A 12,442-nucleotide genomic window follows, 5' to 3' on the forward strand; every position below is an offset into this window, starting at 1 on the left:
ACGCCGCCTACCGCGACCCCGCCGTCTCCACCAGGCGCTGATAGAAGCGGACCATGCGCTCGACATTGTCGAGACTAATGTGCTCGTCAGTGCCATGGATCACCTTGGTGCCATCGACGGTCAGCACCAGCGGCTGGAAGCGGTAGACGTCGCTCGAGACCCCGCCCATGTAGCGGCTGTCGGTGCCGGCGGTCACCAGGCCCGGCACGACCGGAGCCTTGCTCTCGTCGGCGGCCAGGCCCGCCAGGGTCTTCCAGGCGTCCGAGCCGGTGGACGACACCGCCGAGGGCTCGTTGCGGTGGCCCTGGAAAGCCAGTTCGACGGGCAGGTCGCCGACCGCCGCCTTGGCCTTGGCCATCACCTTGTCGGAGCTGTCGCCCGGCGCGATGCGGTAGTTGATCCAGGCTGTGGCGTCCTGCGGCAGGACGTTCTCCTTCGGTGAGCCCTTCAGCATGGTCGGCGCGATGGTGGTGTGCAGCATGGCCGCGCCCGCCGGGCTCTTGGCCGTGACCTTCACCAAGAGCGACGAGAACAGCCAGGTGTTGGCCGCGAAGATCTTCACCACCGGAGAGGCGTGGGGCGAGATCGCCTTCAGCATGTCCGCGCCGGGCCCTTCGAACTTCATCGGGAAGGGGTTGTCGTGGATGGCCTGCACGGCCTTGGCCAGGGTGACGACGCCGCCGCCGTCCTTGGGCGGGGCCGAGGAGTGGCCGCCGACCGCAGGGGCGGTGACCTTCAGGGTCGCATAGCCCTTTTCGGCCACGCCGATGATGGCGGCGGGCTTGCTGGTGACGGGGTGGTCGGCGACCACCGCCATGCCCTCGTCCAGCACGAACTGGGCCTTGACGTTGCGCGCCTTCAGGAGCGCGGCGGCGGCCTGGGCGCCCTCGCCGCGCACCTCCTCGTCATGGCCGCTGACGATGATCACCGTGCGCACCGGCTTGAAGCCGCTGGCGGCCACGCTTTCCAGCGCCTCGAAGATGGTGACCAGCGAGCCCTTGTCGTCGATCGCCCCGCGGCCCCAGACCTTGCCGTCCGCGACGACGCCGGCGAAGGGCGGGTGGGTCCACTGGCTCTCGCTGCCCGGCGTGACCGGCACCACGTCCTGGTGGGCCATCAGCACGATCGGCGGCAGGGTCGGGTTCGAGCCGGTCCAGGTGTAGACGAGGCCGTGGCTGGCCACGACCTCGCGGGTCATGGCCTTGTGGGCCAGCGGATAGGTGGCCTGCAGCCAGGCGTGCAGCTTGTCCCACTCGGCCGGCTGGTCGTCGGCGCGATCCTGATGGCTGATGGTCTCGAAGCGGATGGCCTGCGCCAGGTGGTCGGCGGCCTTGGCCACGTCGACCGGGCGGGCGGGGGCCAGCCTGGCGGCGGCGGGATCGGCCTGGGCCGGCGCCTCGAACGTCGCGGTCCGCACCGCCACCACCGCCGTGACCGCCAGCACCAGCCCCACGGCCGTCAGCGCGACCTTACCCCCGATACCCATGACGCTCTCCCCAAACCTTTGGCGGAGACTGTGCGACCGCCGCGCGCGGCTGGCAATCCTGCCCCTGCGGCGGCGACGCGGCGAAAGTTATCCACAGGGCCGCGGCGCGGACGGGCTCAATCCCCGTACTTTTTCAAGTCGAGCCCAAGGAATTCAGAGCCTTACAGGAAAACGCAGGTTTCTTATCCCCGCCGTCCGGCGCGGCCTCATGCTGGAGTCATGACCCAGACGACCTCCGAAACCTGGTGCGCCCGGATACAGGCCAAGCTGATGGCGGCGATCGACGCCGCCTGGGCCCTGATCGAGGCCAGCGACGACCCCGCCGTGCTGCGCAAGGCCCGCGACCGGGTCAAGGCGTGCGGCGAGCTGGCCGCCAACGTCCGCAAGATCGCGGCGATGGGTGGGCAGAGGCGGCCCGCGCCGCGTGTGACGGGTGGATCGGCCCTGGACGCCGCGCTCGCCGCCGTTGCGGCGGCGGGGCCGGATCTGGAGCCTGAGCGGCGACTGGACCGCCTGAAGGGCGGCGGACGTGGGCGATTGTAGGGCGGGCGCCTGGGCTAGAATCCCTCTCTCATGGAGAGAGGGATTTTATGTGCCCCCGCCAAGCTCCGCAGAGCAAACGCCTACTTCTTGGCGTCCTTGATGGCGTCCTTGATCTCACCTTGCTTGAGGTTGCCGGCCACCTTGTCCTTCTGGCCTTCCGCCTTCAGGTCCTTGTCGCCGACGATTTCGCCGACGCCGGATTCGACCTTGCCGATCGTCTCCTGCTTGCGGCCGGCCTCCTTGTCACAGGCGGCGAGGCCGGCGGTCACGAACAGGGCGGCGAGGGTCAGGGACAGCGTGCGTTTCATCGGACTCTCCATGGATTGTCCGGCTTGAACGCAAACGTGGCCGTAAGCGATCCGAGGGAGCGGTGAAACCGCGCCGTTACCGTGGCTTCCAGCCCTCGGCGATCATGGCGATCTGGCGGTCCATGGCGGCCGACATCTCGGTCGCGGCCAGGTCTCCGCCGGCGGCGGCGGCCATGCGGTAGTTCCAGGCGTAGGCGGCCTTCAGGGTTTCGACCACCAGGTTGAGGTCCAGATCCGCCCGCACCTCGCCCTTGCTCACGCCCTGCGCCAGCACGTCGATCAGCATCTGGCTCAGCCGCGGATTGCGGCCATAGGGCGTGACGCCGGCTTCGTTGCTGGGATTATAGGAGGCGGCGATGTGGGCGAGGAACAGCTTCACCCGCCGGGTCTCGAACGCGTAGTGGATCGCGAAGATCGAGCACAGCCGATCCACGGTGCTGCCGCGCAGGATCGGGATCACCCGGTCGAACTCGGCGTAGAGTTCGTCCAGGCGATGGGTCATGACATGGCTAAGCACCTCCGCCTTGGAGGCGAAGGTGGTGAACACGCTGCCGACCGAGACCCCCGCCCGCTCCGCGATGGCGCGGATGGTCGTCTCCTCGTAGCCGACATCATTGAACAGGTCCCGGGCGGCCTCGAGAACCTTCTCGCGCGTCGCCGCCTTCTGCTCGTCTCTTACGCCCAAGCCCGCCCCCTCCCGAACACGCCAGCGTCAATCTTGAAATCGAAGGCGCTTCCCTCCCCCGAAGGAAGCGCCCTCATGGTTTTTAAGCGCGCGCGCCCGCGAAGATGACCTTCAGTTGATCCGAAAGCCGCGCCAGCAGCGCCTCGACCGACCAGCCGTCATAGACGGCGCGGCGGTAGTTGGCGACATACACGTCCCAAGTGATTTCGGCCAAGAGCTTGGCGTCGATATCTTTCTTGAGCTGACCTTCATCGACCGCACGCTGCAGCGCGACGCCGATGAGCTTGAAGATGTGCTTCAGGTCGTTGCGGGCGCGGCGCTCGGCGGCTTCCGAACGGGTCCACGACTCCGCGATGCTGGCGCGCAGCAGCGGCAGTTGCTCGAGGTGGAAGCTGTAGGCCACGCCGAACAGGCCCAGCAGCGCCTCGTCCACCGTCTTGGCGGTGCGGGCGGCCTGGGTCATCTGGGCGTAGATGACTTCGTAGTCGGCGGTGAGGATTTCCTCGAAGAGCTCCGACTTGTCGGCGAAGCTGGCGAACACCGCGCCGGTCGACATGCCGGCGGCCTGGGCGATGTCACGGATGGTGGCGCCCTCGTAGCCGCGCTCGCTGAACAGGCGGCGGGCGGCGGCAAGCACGCGTTCGCGCGTGCGCTGCTTGGCCAGCGCGCGACGGGTCAGCTTCACCGGGGTCTCAGCGCCCTGTTCGATATTGACGGACACAAAGCTCATGCGGCGGCCTCCAGGCGGGCGAGCGCGGCTTCGGCGCGCTTTTCGAACTCAACACAGTACTCATCGACGACGTTCTGAAGGACGTCGGCGTAACGGCGGGCCAACTGGCGGCCGTCCTGCGCGGCGTCGCGCAAGTCGGTGATCAGTTGACGGACTTCAGCCATGGCTTCTTCGCGATCGGACGCGGAGAGCGCGGCGGCGGTCGCTAGGCGAGCGCTCATGCGGTGGTCTCCTGTCCCCCGTTTGGGTGAGAAAAAAGCGCTGAACAGATCGCGGTGGGGGAGGTTGATCATGTTCAACGAACGCGCACTGAAAAATAAGGAGCGGGGGCTCTAGCGCCAAGGGGGAGCCAGTGCAACCGCGAAATGGAACAGAAATCGTCGAACGACGACGTGTGGTGTAGCTATGCCACCGCTGTCACGCTGTCACTGCGACAAAAGCCCTCACCGAACAGGTTCGACGAATTTGCTCAACGGACAATGGTCCGTGAGAAACCATCGCACACCGCCACGGGACTGAGCCCTTACGGCTAGGGTGTCTATGGCGCGCGCGCCGGCCACGCCCTATTCTTGGGGGCATGTCACAGCTATTCGACTTTCTCGTCCCGGCCGCGCTTCTGGCGGTTCTGATCGCCCTGGGGGCCGGCCTCTACGCCCTGTTCCGTGGGGGCGACTTTGGCCGATCCTGGTCGAACAAGCTGATGCGGCTGCGCGTGCTTTTGCAGTTCATCGCCGTCATCGTGCTCGTCGCCGCCGCCTTCTGGTGGCGGAAGGGCGCCTGATCCTTAGCCTTATTCGTCGAACGGGAGTCCGCGACCGATGGTCACGCTCAACCGCATCTATACGCGCACCGGCGACGGCGGCTCGACCCGCCTGGCCACCGGCGAGCCCGTCAGCAAGGCCTCGCCGCGCGTCGACGCCTATGGCGGAGTCGACGAGACCAACGCCGCCATCGGCCAGGCCCGCCAGCACACGGCCGGCGATCCCGTGCTGGACGCCATCCTGGAGCGGATCCAGAATGACCTCTTCGACCTCGGCGCCGACCTCGCCACCCCTGAGCAGCACGGCAAGCCCGAGTGGGAGCCGCTGCGCGTCCTGGAAAGCCAGGTCGAGCGGCTGGAGCGCGAGATCGACCAGTTGAACGGCGAGATGTCGGCCCTGACCTCGTTCGTATTGCCCGCCGGCTCGCCGGCCGCCGCCGCCCTGCACGTGGCGCGCACGGTCTGCCGTCGCGCCGAGCGCGGTGTCGTGGCCCTGTCTGAGATGGACGGCGAGATCGTCGGGACGCCGGCGATCAAGTATCTGAACCGCCTGTCGGACCTCCTGTTCGTCGCCGCCCGCTGGGCCAACGACAAGGGCCGGGCCGACGTGCTGTGGAAACCGGGCGCGACGCGGTAGGGCCTCAAGCTCAACCGTCATCCCGTGCTTTATGCACGGGACCCATGGCGCAACTTCCACGTGAGAGCTTAGGTCCGCACTTCACTTGCGGCGGGCGGATGGGTCCCGCGCATGAAGCGCGGGATGACGGAGATTGGGTGGGCTCTATTTCTTCTCAGGAGCCGCCGGAGCAGGCGCAGCCGCAGCCGGAGCCGCCTTGGTCGGCGCGTCGGCGGTCGGGCCATCGGCGCTCTGGCCGTTGAGCGGCGGGGTGCCGCGCGGACGGCGGGTCCAGGTCTCGATCGGATAGACCGTGGCGCACTTCATCCACTTGCCGGCCCAGGCGCCGCCGCTCTTTTCGCAGCGATCCTTCGGCCACACCCACATGGCGTGGTAGGCCAGCACGCTGGCGCTGGCCAACAGGAAGATGCCGATGAAGATGTACTTCAGACGGTTGATGGTCTTGTTCATGGCCGCCCCTTATCGCTTTTCGGCCCCTTAGGGAATTGTCGTGGGGGACCCCGACGGCGACAGGGGATCGCGGAAATCGTACAACCGTTTGAACCTGACCGCGTTTTCCGCCTTACGCTTACGCCAAGGGAAACTTGCATTGCGGCGCACAAGCGCTAAGTCGGTGCCCGAGCAGGAGAAACGCAAGCCTGGAGGCGGTGGAAACCGATGAAGGTCCTAGTCCCGGTTAAACGGGTGATCGATTATAACGTGAAGGCCCGCGTGAAGGCGGACCAGACGGGTGTCGACCTGGCGAACGTCAAGATGTCGATGAACCCTTTCTGCGAGATCGCGGTCGAGGAAGCCGTGCGTCTCAAGGAAAAGGGCGTGGCGACCGAGGTCGTCATCGTCAGCATCGGCCCGGCGCAGGCCCAGGAGACCATCCGCACGGCGCTGGCCATGGGCGGCGACCGCGGGGTGCTGATCACCACCGACGCCGATCCCGAGCCGCTGGCCGTGGCCAAGCTGCTGGCCGCCGTGGTGGCTGAAGAGAACCCGAACCTCGTCCTGATGGGCAAGCAGGCGATCGACGGCGACAACAACGCCGTGGGTCAGATGCTGTCGGCCCTGCTGGGCTGGCCGCAAGCCACCTACGCCTCGGCGATCGAAGTGTCGGCCGCCAGCGCCAAGGTCACCCGCGAAGTCGACGGCGGCCTGCAGACGATCGACGTCGATCTGCCGGCCGTGGTCACCGCCGACCTGCGCCTGAACGAGCCGCGCTACGCGTCTCTGCCCAACATCATGAAGGCCAAGAAGAAGGAGATCGTCTCCAAGACGGTCGCCGACTACGGCGTCGATGTCGCGCCGCGCCTGAAGGTCATCAAGGTCACCGAGCCCGCCAAGCGCTCGGCCGGCATCAAGGTCGAAACGGCCGCTGACCTGGTTTCGAAGCTCAATACCGCGGGGGTGCTGTAATGGCTGTTCTCGTCGTCGCTGATAACGACAACGCGCTGCTGCGCGACGCCACCCACAAGACCGTCACCGCCGCCCTGAAGATCTCGGGCGATGTTGACGTGCTGGTGCTGGGCAAGGGCGCCAAGGCCGTGGCCGACGCCGCCGCCAAGATCGCCGGCGTCCGCAAGGTGCTGCTGGCCGAGTCCGACGCCCTGGGCCACGGCGTGGCCGAGGCTCAGGCCGACGCCGTTCTGGCCCTGGCCGGCAATTACGACGCGATCCTGGTTCCGGCCACCTCGGGCGGCAAGAACTTCGCCCCGCGCGTCGCCGCCAAGCTGGACGTCGCCCCGATCTCGGACATCATCGAGGTCGTGTCGGCCGACACCTTCACGCGTCCGATCTATGCCGGCAACGCCCTGGAGACCGTTCAGTCGAGCGACTCCAAGAAGGTGATCACCGTGCGTCCGACCGCCTTCGCCGCCGCCGCTGAAGGCGGTTCGGCCTCGGTGGAAAGCGTCGGCGGCGCCGACGCCGGCAAGACCCGCTTCGTCAGCGAAGAGATGGTCAAGTCCGATCGTCCGGAACTGGCCGCGGCCAAGATCGTCGTCTCGGGCGGTCGCGCCATGGGTTCGGCCGAAGAGTTCCAGCGCGTCATCGAGCCGCTGGCCGACAAGCTGGGCGCCGCCGTCGGCGCCTCGCGCGCGGCCGTCGACGCCGGCTACGCCCCGAACGACTACCAGGTCGGTCAGACGGGCAAGGTCGTGGCGCCGCAGCTCTATGTCGCCATCGGCATCTCGGGCGCGATCCAGCACCTGGCCGGCATGAAGGACTCCAAGGTGATCGTCGCGATCAACAAGGACGCCGACGCGCCGATCTTCCAGGTCGCCGACTTCGGTCTGGTCGCCGACTACAAGTCGGCCGTGCCGGAACTGATGGACGCCCTGGCGGCGGCCGGCAAGTAAGCCGTCGAGCCACGGACTGAATGCCAAAGGCCCGGAGGCGACTCCGGGCCTTTTTTGCTGCGCCCAATCCGACCTCCCCGGCGAATGCCAGGGCCCAGATCGAACCCACAAGCGTCGCTGGATTGGCTAAGACCGTGGGCGCGAACACCCCAACCTCGCAGGATGTATCTGGGCCCCGGCATTCGCCGGGGAGGTCGGGGTTTAGGGTAATTTGCCCCCTCTACGGGAGATGGCTACCCCGCCCATTTACACCTTTTAAGACCCCACCACCCTTTGCAACCTGCGGGCGGGCGGTTAGGAGCTTGCCGAAGGTCAAGCTTTGCCGAGGACCCGCCGCGCCCGTGCCCAGATTCGCCGAATGGCTGGACCAGGACGTCACCTCGGTCACCGCGCGCAGCCTGCCCACCCTGGGTGTGCGCCTTGCCATCTGCGCGGCGACCGCGCTGATCTTTGCCCTAGCGGTCGACCTGTGCGGCGGCCTGCTGTGGGGCCTGGCCGTGGCCAGCGCCGAGGCGGCGGTGTTCATCTGCAGCAGCCCCCAGCGCACGGACGTCAGGGTCAGCCACGCCCAGCGCCTCTTCTATGTGGCCGCCGTCTTCTGGATGAACATCGTCTGGTGGTCGCTGGCGATCATGCTGTGGCGCCAGGAGCATCCAGCCCTGCAGATGGCGGCGCTTTGCGTGGTCTGCGCCTTCCTGGTGCACGCCCAGGCCTTCACGGCGCGGTCCAAGACATTGCTGCTGATCGTCGGCGGCGGCAGCGCGACGGTGCTGCTCCTGCTCTGCGGGGTGCTGAACGACTTTCCGCCGACCGAGCGCCTGGTGCTGTGCGCGGCGGCGCTGATCCTGATCACCTACACGGCCAAGGCGGCCCAGACCAACGGCCAGCAGGGCCGCGCCCTGGAGCGGGCCAAGAGCCAGGCTGAGGCCGCCAGCCAGGCCAAGTCCGAGTTCCTGGCCCTGATGAGCCACGAGCTGCGCACGCCGCTGAACGGCATGCTGGGCCTGTCGCAGGCTCTCAAGCTGGAGCCCCTGGAGCCGGGCGAGCGCGAGCAGGTCGAGTTGCTGGAGGAGTCGGGCCGCACCCTGCTGGCCCTGCTCAACGACGTGCTCGACATGGCCAAGATCGAGGCCGGCAAACTGGATCTGGCCCCGACCCCGGAGGACCTTTCGCGCCTCGCCGAGCGGGTGGTGCGGATCAACCAGGCCCAGGCCCGCGAGAGGGGCACGGAGATCACGCTGGAGATCGACCCGGCTGTGCCCCGCGCCCTGATGCTCGATCCGCTGCGGGTGCGCCAGTGTCTGGGCAACCTCGTTTCCAACGCCGTGAAGTTCACCCCCGCCGGCCAGATCCGCGTGCGGGTCAGCTGCGAGGCTGGCGATCAGCCTGACCGGATGCTGGCCAAGATCACCGTGTCGGACACCGGCGTGGGCATGAGCCCGGCGGTGCTGGCCCGACTCTTCAAGCCGTTCGAGCAGGCCGATCCGACCATCGCCCAACGCACCGGCGGCACGGGTCTGGGTCTCAACATCACGCGGCGCCTGGCCCAGATGATGGGCGGCTCGGTCGCCGTGCGCAGCACCGAGGGCAAGGGCTCGACCTTCACCCTGACCTTCGCCTGCGCCCTGCCCTCCGCCGCGGCGTCTGAAACCGGCGGTCTTCTGGGCGGCGAGCGCCCCTTGAAGCTGCTCGTCGTCGACGACTATGCGGTGAACCGCAAGGTCATCGCCATGATGCTCGTCCCGCTGGGCTGTGAGATCCTCGAGGCCGACAACGGCCAGAGCGCCCTCGACCTGCTGGCCGAGCGCGCGGTCGACGTCGTGCTGCTGGACTTCAACATGCCGGTGATGGGCGGGCTGGAGACCACTCGCCGCCTTCGCGCGGATCCGCGCTGGCGCAAGCTGCCCGTCGTCTGCCTGACCGCCGGCATGATGGACGACGAACGCACGGCCGCCGTCCAGGCCGGCATGGACGCCTTCCTCGACAAGCCGATCGAGATGTCGAGCCTCGTCGCGACGGTCGCGAGGGTGGCGCGAGGCTAGAGGGGCGGCCTTCCGTTTTCCTCAGCCCCTTCCACTCCCGATCTCCCCGGCGAACGCCGGGGTCCAGATCGAACACGCTGGCGTCGCCGGGTATGACTGGGGCCGTGGGCGGGCCTACCCCAAAAGCTCCGGATGAACTGGGCCCCGGCATTCGCCGGGGAGGTCGGGTTTTTGGGTGCGGGGGTGGGAAAGCTGACGCGCAATAGAAAAAGGCCCAGCGATCTCCCGCCGGGCCTTTGCCTGTTCGAACGGGTCGAAACCTTAGTCCTTGGCGCGTTCCACGTACGAGCCGTCTTCAGTCAGGATGACGACCTTGGTGCCGGCGGTGATGTACGGCGGCACGGTGGTCTTGACGCCGTTGCTCAGCACGGCCGGCTTGTAGGACGACGACGCGGTCTGGCCCTTCACCGACGGTTCGGTGTCGACGATCTCGAGCACCACGGTGCGCGGCAGGTCGATGGCGATCGGCACGTCGTTGTGGGTCGACAGGATGACGGTCATGCCTTCCTGCAGATAGGGAGCGGCGTCGCCGATCACTTCTTCGGTGGCCACGAGCTGGTCGTAGGTTTCCGGGTTCATGAAGTGATAGCCGTCACCGTCGCTGTACAGGAAGGTGTGGTTGCGGTCGTCGACGAAGGCGCGCTCGACCTGCTCGGTCGTGCGATAGCGCTCCGAAACCTTCACGCCGTCCGAGATGCGGCGCATGTTCAGCTGGGTCACCGGGGTGCCCTTGCCGGGGTGGATGTTTTCGGCGCTCAGGACGACATAGAGCTTGCCGTCCATGTCGACGACAGAGCCTTTGCGGAGCGAGCTGGCTGCGACCTTCACGTAGTTACGTTCCTTGGATGAAAGCGCGCGCGAGGCCGCGGGCGCGTTCGTGCTATTGATCCGTGAGCGCCCTCGTATAGCGAAAGGGGCGAAATCTCCAGCCTCTTCGGTTTTGTAGCCTTGTCTCAGCCTTCCTCGACCTGGTGGCGCGCCGGCGTCCACGCCGATCGCCGGCCGTTTCTCCTGGCCCGCAACCGCATCACCAAGGCCTTCCGGGCCTGGTTCGAGGATCAGGGTTTCGAGGAGGTCGAGGCCGCAGCCCTGCAGGTCTCGCCCGGCAACGAGGCGCATCTGCACGCCTTCGCCACGGAGGCCCTGACGATCGCGGGCGAGTCCAGCCCGCTCTATCTGCACACCTCGCCGGAGTTCGCCTGCAAGAAGCTCCTGGCCGCCGGCGAGGAGAAGATCTTCAGCCTCGGGAAGGTGTGGCGCAACCGCGAGCGCGGGCCGCTGCATCATCCGGAGTTCACCATGCTGGAATGGTACCGGACCGACGCCCCCTACCAGACCCTGATGGACGATTGCGCGACCCTGTTGGCCCTGGCGGCGGAAACGGCGGGGACCCAGCGCTTCGACTTCCGGGGCATGACCTGCGACCCCTTCGCCGCGCCCGAACGTCTGTCGGTCGCCGAGGCTTTTGCGCGCCACGCGGGCGTCGACCTCCTGGCCAGCGTGGCGACCGATGGCGCGACCGACCGTGACGCCCTGGCCCATGAGGCGCGCAAGGCCGGGATCCGCGTGGCCGAGGACGACAGCTGGGCCGACATCTTCAGCCGCATCATCGTGGAGAAGGTCGAGCCGCGCCTGGGCGAGGGCCGGGCGACGATCCTCTGCGAATATCCGATCAGCGAAGCGGCGCTGGCCCGCCCCAAAGACGCCGATCCGCGTGTGGCCGAACGCTTTGAGCTCTACGCCTGCGGGGTGGAGCTGGCCAATGCGTTCGGCGAGCTCACCGATCCGGTCGAGCAGCGTCGCCGGTTCCTGATCGAGATGGACGAGAAGGCGCGGATCTACGGCGAGCGCTATCCGATCGACGAGGACTTCCTGGCGGCCCTGGCGCACATGCCGCCGGCCTCGGGTTCGGCCCTGGGCTTTGACCGGCTGGTCCTGCTGGCCTCCGGCGCGCGGCGGATCGAGGACGTGGTCTGGACGCCGGTGGCGGGGTGAAAATCGTCCTCACCCTGAACCCGTCGAAGGGCGAGGACGCCCCGCTGCATCAAAAAATGCACGACCCCTCTTGAGAATTCTACGCGTTCGCACAAGATGAGGTCTGCGGGCCGGGCCCCTCTGACGTAGTCGATCCCCTCAGGTCGAACGTGATGTCGGACCGCATCGGGTGCGCTCGATGTTGGGTCCTGGCGGCTTACCCCCTCTCGCCAAACCCCTCGCCCGGCGTCGGGCGCGCCCCTCGATACCAGAGGAGCGCCTATTGACCCTGTTGAACGCCCGACAACTGCGCGCCGAGATCGCGCGGCTGACGACCGCCCTGCACGAGGAAGCCCGTAAGCCGACCCCCGACCGGGGCCTGATGCGCCTGTGGGACCTACGTCGCGAGCGGCTGAAAGAGCAGCTTTGGTCTCAGGAGATGAACGCTACAGCCGCGCGGTGGCGGTGATCCCGCCGGACACGCTCGAAGATCCCCAACGTGAACAGCTGAACGCCCTGGTCGCCGCCTGCGTGCTGATCGCCCAGGTCGACGGCGCCGTGACGCCCGACGAGCGCGGGCGCATGGTCGAGCGCCTGAAACGGCATATCGGCCTCGAGGGCGCCGACCTCGAGGTCGCCTTGCAGACTTTCGAGACGCTGGACGCGCGGTTCGACACCCGCCCCGAAGAGACGTGGGTGGAGGCAGAGCTGATGATCCGCCGCCTGAAGGGCCGCGCGGAGGCGGAAAGCGTCGCCGCCGCCGCCGTGGCGGTGTCGATCGACGGCGGGCTGGAAGCCGAGGAGCGCTCGGCGGTGCTCGACATCTGCGCCTGGTTGGACGTCAGTCCTGTGCGGGTTCTGCCTTAGCTCAACGCGCTTGACGCGGATCAAGGTCGCGCGTCCTGCTCCACCCCAGAGTGCAGGGGAACAGG

General features: G+C 67.6%; 15 protein-coding genes and 2 pseudogenes. 9 read left to right on the forward strand and 8 right to left on the reverse strand.

Annotated elements, in window-relative coordinates; translation table 11 throughout:
• Window positions 1-7: 7 nt before the first annotated feature.
• A complete protein-coding gene (locus ACT53N_RS13950) occupies window positions 8-1,486 on the reverse strand; it encodes a M20 family peptidase (RefSeq protein ID WP_476064457.1) in 1,479 nt (492 codons plus the stop codon).
• Window positions 1,487-1,705: 219 nt separating this feature from the next.
• On the opposite strand from ACT53N_RS13950, the pseudogene ACT53N_RS13955 reads away from it, so the two are divergent.
• Window positions 1,706-1,921, forward strand: a pseudogene (locus ACT53N_RS13955) (hypothetical protein); the annotation flags it as partial.
• Window positions 1,922-2,109: 188 nt separating this feature from the next.
• Here the strand turns inward: ACT53N_RS13955 and ACT53N_RS13960 are convergent.
• The 5 genes and pseudogenes from ACT53N_RS13960 to ACT53N_RS13980 form a co-directional block, all read right to left on the reverse strand.
• On the reverse strand, window positions 2,110-2,337 hold the full coding sequence (locus tag ACT53N_RS13960; RefSeq protein WP_476064458.1) for a CsbD family protein: 228 nt from the start codon (window positions 2,335-2,337) through the stop codon (window positions 2,110-2,112).
• Window positions 2,338-2,413: 76 nt separating this feature from the next.
• Complete coding sequence (locus ACT53N_RS13965; RefSeq protein ID WP_476064459.1) at window positions 2,414-3,022, reverse strand: TetR/AcrR family transcriptional regulator; 609 nt, start codon at window positions 3,020-3,022, stop codon at window positions 2,414-2,416.
• Window positions 3,023-3,104: 82 nt separating this feature from the next.
• On the reverse strand, window positions 3,105-3,752 hold the full coding sequence (locus tag ACT53N_RS13970; RefSeq protein ID WP_476064460.1) for a TetR/AcrR family transcriptional regulator: 648 nt from the start codon (window positions 3,750-3,752) through the stop codon (window positions 3,105-3,107).
• Complete coding sequence (locus tag ACT53N_RS13975) at window positions 3,749-3,973, reverse strand: CC0731 family SpdR-regulated protein (RefSeq protein WP_010918617.1); 225 nt, start codon at window positions 3,971-3,973, stop codon at window positions 3,749-3,751. Before ACT53N_RS13975 ends, ACT53N_RS13970 begins: the two co-directional genes overlap by 4 nt.
• Window positions 3,909-4,045, reverse strand: a pseudogene (locus ACT53N_RS13980) (hypothetical protein). The gene ACT53N_RS13975 and the pseudogene ACT53N_RS13980 overlap by 65 nt, the downstream one beginning before the upstream one ends.
• A 284-nt stretch (window positions 4,046-4,329) precedes the next feature.
• On the opposite strand from ACT53N_RS13980, the gene ACT53N_RS13985 reads away from it, so the two are divergent.
• A complete protein-coding gene (locus ACT53N_RS13985) occupies window positions 4,330-4,533 on the forward strand; it encodes a twin transmembrane helix small protein (RefSeq protein WP_096053706.1) in 204 nt (67 codons plus the stop codon).
• Between the two features lie 37 nt (window positions 4,534-4,570).
• On the forward strand, window positions 4,571-5,149 hold the full coding sequence (locus ACT53N_RS13990; RefSeq protein ID WP_476064461.1) for a cob(I)yrinic acid a,c-diamide adenosyltransferase: 579 nt from the start codon (window positions 4,571-4,573) through the stop codon (window positions 5,147-5,149).
• 144 nt (window positions 5,150-5,293) lie between these two features.
• Here the strand turns inward: ACT53N_RS13990 and ACT53N_RS13995 are convergent, their stop codons facing one another.
• Window positions 5,294-5,599, reverse strand: a complete 306-nt coding sequence (locus tag ACT53N_RS13995) for a hypothetical protein (RefSeq protein ID WP_476064462.1) — start codon at window positions 5,597-5,599, stop codon at window positions 5,294-5,296.
• 207 nt (window positions 5,600-5,806) lie between these two features.
• On the opposite strand from ACT53N_RS13995, the gene ACT53N_RS14000 reads away from it, so the two are divergent.
• From ACT53N_RS14000 to ACT53N_RS14010, 3 genes are all read left to right on the forward strand, one after another.
• On the forward strand, window positions 5,807-6,553 hold the full coding sequence (locus ACT53N_RS14000; RefSeq protein WP_476064463.1) for an electron transfer flavoprotein subunit beta/FixA family protein: 747 nt from the start codon (window positions 5,807-5,809) through the stop codon (window positions 6,551-6,553).
• Window positions 6,553-7,494 (forward strand): electron transfer flavoprotein subunit alpha/FixB family protein, encoded by a 942-nt coding sequence (locus ACT53N_RS14005; RefSeq protein ID WP_476064464.1) that lies wholly within the window; start codon window positions 6,553-6,555, stop codon window positions 7,492-7,494. Before ACT53N_RS14000 ends, ACT53N_RS14005 begins: the two co-directional genes overlap by 1 nt.
• A 341-nt stretch (window positions 7,495-7,835) precedes the next feature.
• Complete coding sequence (locus tag ACT53N_RS14010) at window positions 7,836-9,536, forward strand: ATP-binding protein (protein ID WP_476064465.1); 1,701 nt, start codon at window positions 7,836-7,838, stop codon at window positions 9,534-9,536.
• 261 nt (window positions 9,537-9,797) lie between these two features.
• Here the strand turns inward: ACT53N_RS14010 and efp are convergent, their stop codons facing one another.
• A complete protein-coding gene (efp, locus tag ACT53N_RS14015) occupies window positions 9,798-10,364 on the reverse strand; it encodes an elongation factor P (RefSeq protein ID WP_062094234.1) in 567 nt (188 codons plus the stop codon).
• 120 nt (window positions 10,365-10,484) lie between these two features.
• Between efp and epmA the strand changes: the two genes are divergently transcribed.
• From epmA to ACT53N_RS14030, 3 genes are all read left to right on the forward strand, one after another.
• Entirely contained in the window at window positions 10,485-11,531 is a 1,047-nt protein-coding gene (gene epmA, locus ACT53N_RS14020; RefSeq protein WP_476064466.1) for an EF-P lysine aminoacylase EpmA, read from the forward strand.
• A 169-nt stretch (window positions 11,532-11,700) separates the two neighbouring features.
• Window positions 11,701-11,979, forward strand: a complete 279-nt coding sequence (locus tag ACT53N_RS14025) for a hypothetical protein (RefSeq protein WP_476064467.1) — start codon at window positions 11,701-11,703, stop codon at window positions 11,977-11,979.
• The gene (locus ACT53N_RS14030) at window positions 11,937-12,377 is read left to right on the forward strand and encodes a TerB family tellurite resistance protein (RefSeq protein ID WP_476064468.1); all 441 of its coding nucleotides are present in this window, start codon (window positions 11,937-11,939) and stop codon (window positions 12,375-12,377) included. The genes ACT53N_RS14025 and ACT53N_RS14030 overlap by 43 nt, the downstream gene beginning before the upstream one ends.
• Window positions 12,378-12,442: the final 65 nt, after the last annotated feature.

The sequence above is a fragment of the Caulobacter sp. DMC95 genome, assembly GCF_056313785.1.